This is a genomic window from Methylobacterium sp. WL6, from assembly GCF_008040095.1.
In the GTDB taxonomy this organism is placed as follows: Bacteria; Pseudomonadota; Alphaproteobacteria; order Rhizobiales; family Beijerinckiaceae; genus Methylobacterium.
Map to the genome: position 1 here is coordinate 1 of NZ_VRVH01000378.1, position 3,632 is coordinate 3,632.

Here is a 3,632-nt window from a genome sequence, read left to right on the forward strand (position 1 = left end):
CCCGAAACCCGCCCGAGAACGAGAAAGCCCCGGACGAGGGGTCCAGGGCTGCTCCGCCAAGTCACTGCGATCTATGGGATAAATTGGTAGCGGGAGAGGGACTCGAACCCCCGACACGAGGATTATGATTCCTCTGCTCTAACCAGCTGAGCTACCCCGCCCCAGCCCGCGGCCGTCTGCTCGGGCAGGCGGCCGGTTCGGAGATCGGCGGTATAGGGAACGGCGGCTTGCGGTGTCAACGCCCTGTTTCGGGATGGAGCCCGGGTTTTTTCGGGACCGGTTTGCGTCGCTTCCGCCGGGCCGCAACGGATCGGGCCGGGGCGGCTTATCGCACTGCGTGTCGTTCGAATGCCGGAACCCAGCGAGGGCCGTTTCCTTGTCAGACCTCCCATCCCAAGCGGCGCGGCCCTCCCGCCGCCATGCCGACCTCGGCGGCGACTTCTTCGACGTGGTCGAGGCCGCGCGCTTTCCCGAGACCATCCTGCGCGTCCGCAACCAGCCCTGGGCCGCGCGCGTCGGCCTCGACGGGCTGTCGGACGCCGAGTGGATCGCGCGGTTCGGCCGGTTCGAGCCCCTGCCCGGCTCGTTCCCGGCGCCGCTGGCCCTGCGCTATCACGGCCATCAGTTCCGCTCGTACAACCCCGATCTCGGCGACGGGCGCGGCTTCCTCTTTGCGCAGCTGCACGACCTGCGCGACGGGCGCCTGCTCGATCTCGCCACCAAGGGCAGCGGCACGACGCCGTGGTCGCGGGCCGGCGACGGGCGCCTGACCTTGAAGGGGGGCGTGCGCGAGGTGCTGGCCACCGCGCTCCTCGAAGCGCAGGGCGTGAACACCTCCAAGAGCTTCAGCCTGATCGAGACCGGCGAGGCTTTGGAGCGCGGCGACGAGCCCTCCCCCACCCGCTCGGCCGTGCTGGTGCGCCTGAGCCACGGCCACATCCGCATCGGCAGCTTCCAGCGCTTCCTGGCGCTCGACGAGCCGGGCAACGTCGCGCGGCTGCTCGATCACACGATCACCACCCACATGCCCGATCTCTGGCGCGAGTCGGTGGCCGAGCGGGCCGTCGCGTTCCTCGGCGAGGTCACGCGGCGGGTCGCGCTGATGGGCGCGCAATGGGCGGCGGCCGGCTTCGTCCACGGCGTGCTCAACACCGACAACATCAACGTCACCGGCGAGAGCTTCGATTACGGCCCGTGGCGCTGGCTGCCGGCCTACGACCCAAACTTCACCGCGGCCTACTTCGACACGCAAGGGCTCTACAGCTTCGGCCGGCAGCCGGAGGCGCTGTACTGGAACCTCGCCCGGCTGGCGGATTGCCTGCTGACGCTGGCGCCGCAGGCGGATCTCGAAGCCGCGCTCAAGGGCTTCGGCCCGGCCTTACAGGAGGGGTTCGCGGACGCGTTGCTCGCGCGGCTCGGGCTCGCTGAGGCGGGCGAGGAGGCGACCGATCGCCTGGTCGGGGCGTTCTGGCGCTTCCTGGCCGAGAGCGGCGCCCCGTTCGAGCAGACGTTCTTCGACTGGTACGGCGGGACGGCCAGCGCGGACCGTGCCGCGGCGAGCCCGTCCGCCGCGCTCTATGCCGGCGAGAGCTTCGCGCCGGTGCGCGCGGCCCTGCAGGGCATGGCGCCCGCCGCCGGGGCGAACCTCGCCCACCCCTACTTCGCGCAGGCGCGGCCGTGCACGCTGCTGATCGACGAGGTCGAGGCGCTCTGGGCGCCGATCGCGTCGTCCGACGACTGGTCGGTGCTCTCGGACAAGCTCGCGGCGATCGCGCACATGGCGGAGGCCTACGGCACCGCGCCGCTGCCCGTCGGATAGGGGCTCAGCGCTCCTCCTCCTCGCGCCGGCGCGCCTCGGCATGCCCGGCGCGGATGCCGAGGTCGACCATCACGCGGGTGATGCGCAGGCCGAGCCAGAACAGCAGGGCGCAGACGGCGACCGCGGCAGCGATCTTGAGTGGGCTCACGGGCGAAGGTCTCGCGACGGTGGACGATGCGTCCGAGTTAGGGCAGAGGCACGGCGGTGCGCGAGACCTTTCACATCGAAGTCCTCGGCCCTGAGCCGGGCGACGTCCAGACGCGGATCTCGGTGCGCAGCGCCGGGCTCGAGGGCGCGCAGGAACGCGCCTTGCGCCTGTTCGCCCGCGCCCGCGTCCCGCAGCGTTCGGGCGGGCCGGCGGAGGCGGTGCGGGTGATCGACGGCGCCGGGCGCGAGGTGTTCTTCCGCAGCCGCTTCGACGAGCCGGGCTGAGGCCATGCGCAAGGCTCTCGTCGTCCTGGCGCTGCTGGTGCTGGTCCCGGCCCTGTTCGTGCGCAGCTACAGCCTGCCGCCGGCTCCCGACCGGCGCGGCGGCACCACGATCCAGCTGACGCTGCCGAACCGGCCCCTGTTCGGCAGCCCGCGGGCCGACTGCGTCGGCGCGCCCGAGGACGATCCCGTGATCGCCTGCCTGATCGCCTCGGTGAACCGATCGCGGACCGAGGGCATCGTGCTGCTGTCGCTGCAGTTTTCGCCGACCGCCTACGGCTTGTCCGAGCGGGTCGCGCTCCTCGGCCGGGACGAGGCCGCCGGCAAGGCGCAGCTCGCCCGGATCGCGCGGTTCGGCTGGTAGAGGCGGACCGACCCGGGCTTCCCCATCATGTGGGCGTGATCATGTGGGCTTGATCATTTGGGCTTGGCCGGCGCGGCCGGCTCCAAGGCGGGCTTGGGCTTGCGCGCCTCCTGCAGGTCCTCGGCCTTCTCTTCGTCGGTGTCGCCCTTCTCGATCGTCTTCTCCGGGTCGGCGGCCAGGGTCTTCACGATCTCCAGAACGCGCTCGCACTCGGTGACGTAGGAATAGGTTTCGAGCACGATCGCCGCGTCGCGCAGCGTGCGCAGGTCGCGCACCGTCTGCTTGTTGGCGGCTTCCTGCAGCTCGCTCTTCCGGGCGATCGTCTCCTCGATCTTGGCGCCCTTCACGTCGCAGGCGGCTTCGACCGGCGTGGCGAGGCCGGCGGCGAGCATCAGGAGGGCGGCGTGAGCGAGGCGCATGCGTCAGGGTTCCGGGCGTCGTGCGTCGAGGGATCGGGATCAGGCGTGGTGGGCGTGGCTGCGCAGGATGTCGTTCGTGAGTGCGACCAGCTGGCTCGGCCGATAGGGTTTCGGCACGAAGATCGATTCGGGGACGGCCTCGCCCTGCGAGAGGCAGGCGCGGCCGCCGGAGGTGTAGACCACCGGGAGCGAGGGGCAATGCGCCCGGGCGGCCCGCGCTAGCGTGATCCCGTTCGTGTTGCGGGCGAGATCGATATCGGTGAAGAGCAAATCGACGGTCTCCCGGGCGAGGATCGCCTCGGCTTCCCAGGCATCCGCGGCGGTCAGGACGCGGTAGCCCTCATCGAGCAGCGCCTCCGCCGCCAGTTCGCAGACGAACGGCTCGTCCTCCACCACCAGGACGGTGGTGGGCGCGCGGTCGAGGTAGCTCGGCAGGCCGATGGCGGCGCAGGCGAAAGACATCATGACGCAACTCCAACTCACCCGGCGCGGAACGAAGGTCCCGCAGCCGGATCACAAGACCAACGGGGCCCTGTGCTCCGGCGTTCGCCGTGATTGCATCGAATTGCCGAGGTTTGGTGAGCGAAGCCTTAACCCTGCC

Annotated in this window: 6 protein-coding genes and 1 tRNA gene; 3 read left to right on the forward strand and 4 right to left on the reverse strand. The window is 70.8% G+C overall.

Annotated elements, in window-relative coordinates; genetic code table 11:
• Positions 1-84: 84 nt before the first annotated feature.
• A tRNA-Met gene (locus FV230_RS25845) sits at positions 85-161 on the reverse strand.
• 215 nt (positions 162-376) lie between these two features.
• On the opposite strand from FV230_RS25845, the gene FV230_RS25850 reads away from it, so the two are divergent.
• Positions 377-1,819, forward strand: a complete 1,443-nt coding sequence (locus FV230_RS25850) for a protein adenylyltransferase SelO (protein ID WP_246695004.1) — start codon at positions 377-379, stop codon at positions 1,817-1,819.
• A 4-nt stretch (positions 1,820-1,823) separates the two neighbouring features.
• Here FV230_RS25850 and FV230_RS30015 read toward each other — a convergent pair whose 3' ends face one another.
• Positions 1,824-1,967, reverse strand: coding sequence for a hypothetical protein (locus FV230_RS30015; protein ID WP_187274659.1), 144 nt, complete (start codon positions 1,965-1,967; stop codon positions 1,824-1,826).
• A 56-nt stretch (positions 1,968-2,023) separates the two neighbouring features.
• Between FV230_RS30015 and FV230_RS25855 the strand changes: the two genes are divergently transcribed.
• A complete protein-coding gene (locus FV230_RS25855; protein WP_147844422.1) occupies positions 2,024-2,251 on the forward strand; it encodes a hypothetical protein in 228 nt (75 codons plus the stop codon).
• A 4-nt stretch (positions 2,252-2,255) separates the two neighbouring features.
• Positions 2,256-2,612, forward strand: a complete 357-nt coding sequence (locus tag FV230_RS25860) for a hypothetical protein (protein WP_147844423.1) — start codon at positions 2,256-2,258, stop codon at positions 2,610-2,612.
• A 53-nt stretch (positions 2,613-2,665) separates the two neighbouring features.
• Here the strand turns inward: FV230_RS25860 and FV230_RS25865 are convergent, their stop codons facing one another.
• Complete coding sequence (locus tag FV230_RS25865) at positions 2,666-3,031, reverse strand: photosystem reaction center subunit H (protein WP_147728009.1); 366 nt, start codon at positions 3,029-3,031, stop codon at positions 2,666-2,668.
• A gap of 39 nt (positions 3,032-3,070) precedes the next feature.
• On the reverse strand, positions 3,071-3,496 hold the full coding sequence (locus FV230_RS25870; RefSeq protein ID WP_147728008.1) for a response regulator: 426 nt from the start codon (positions 3,494-3,496) through the stop codon (positions 3,071-3,073).
• Positions 3,497-3,632: the final 136 nt, after the last annotated feature.

What these genes read in the sequence shown, in the direction of transcription:
- FV230_RS25870 (WP_147728008.1), bottom strand. Translation starts at nt 3,496, where the DNA reads ATGATGTCTTTCGCCTGCGCCGCCATCGGCCTGCCGAGCTACCTCGAC.
- FV230_RS25860 (WP_147844423.1), top strand. Translation starts at nt 2,256, where the DNA reads ATGCGCAAGGCTCTCGTCGTCCTGGCGCTGCTGGTGCTGGTCCCGGCC.
- FV230_RS25865 (WP_147728009.1), bottom strand. Translation starts at nt 3,031, where the DNA reads ATGCGCCTCGCTCACGCCGCCCTCCTGATGCTCGCCGCCGGCCTCGCC.